Origin of the sequence: Flavobacterium sp. (assembly GCF_004211145.1) — a bacterium.
Lineage (GTDB): Bacteria > Bacteroidota > Bacteroidia > Flavobacteriales > Flavobacteriaceae > Flavobacterium.
This window is the reverse complement of the sequence record NZ_SEBS01000089.1, coordinates 1-1,153: the sequence shown is the minus strand read 5'-3', so window position 1 is coordinate 1,153 and position 1,153 is coordinate 1. Positions and strand designations below refer to the sequence as shown.

At 48.0% G+C, this 1,153-nt stretch carries 1 protein-coding gene; it reads left to right on the top strand.

All coding sequences use genetic code 11. The features are described 5' to 3' along the window. Window positions 1-1,153: S46 family peptidase (locus EOO50_RS17660; RefSeq protein ID WP_290841604.1), on the top strand; the 1,153-nt coding region annotated here is incomplete at both ends.

Here is a 1,153-nt window from a genome sequence, read left to right as displayed (position 1 = left end):
TGTGGATTCCGTCGCTTTTGGAAAGCAGAAACGAAAAAGAAATGAAAAAGCTAGGGATGAAAATCTCGGCCGAAGATATTTACCACGCCAATAAACCCGGCCTGAAAGACGCCGTTCCGCAATTCAACGGCGGCTGTACCGGCGAAATGATCTCGCCGAAGGGGTTGCTGCTGACGAATCATCACTGCGGTTTTGACATGATCCAAAATCATTCTTCGCTCGAGCACGATTACATTACCGACGGTTTTTGGGCGATGACGATGGATGAAGAGCTTCCTAATCCCGGTGTCGTCGTTACGTTTGTCGTAAAGATCGAAGACGTGACTTCAAAAGTACTCGACGGTGTTTCAGGGATATCATCTGAAGCCGAAAAGCAAAAGAAAATTGCCGACAATATCGCCGAAGTAACGAAGTCATTCCCCAAGGAAACCTGGCAAGAAAATAAGATAAAGAATTTTTACGACGGCAATCAATACCTGCTGTTTGTGACTGAAACTTTCAAAGACATTCGCCTGGTTGGCGCGCCGCCGACAGCGATCGGCAAATTCGGAAGCGATACTGACAACTGGGTTTGGCCGCGACATACCGGAGACTTTTCGATGTTCCGCGTTTACGCCGACAAGAACAACCATCCGGCTGAATATTCAAAAGATAACGTGCCGTACGTGCCGAAACACTATTTCCCAATTTCAATAAAAGGCCCGAAAGAAGGCGATTTTTCTATGGTTATGGGTTATCCGGGATCGACGATGGAATATCTGCCGTCGGTTGCCGTTGCTCAGATTGTAAACGACATTGACCCGGCGAGGATCGAGGTTCGCGATGCAGCGCTCAAAGTCCAGGACGGATTTATGCGGAGCGACAAGGCGATCAAGATCCAATATTCCGCGAAATACGCCCGAATTGCGAACTACTGGAAAAAGTGGATCGGCGAAGTGAAAGGACTGAAAAAATCAAACGCCGTCGCATTGAAAAGCGCGTACGAGAAAGATTTCATCGGAAAGGTGAATGCTGCGGGAAAACAATCGGCTTACGGAAATCTGTTTTCGGATTTCGATGCCAATTACAAAGCGATCGCGCCGTATGCGTTGGCTCGCGAATATTTCAATGAAGTTTTCGTCCGCAGCACAGAGCTGACGGCGCAGGCTTATAA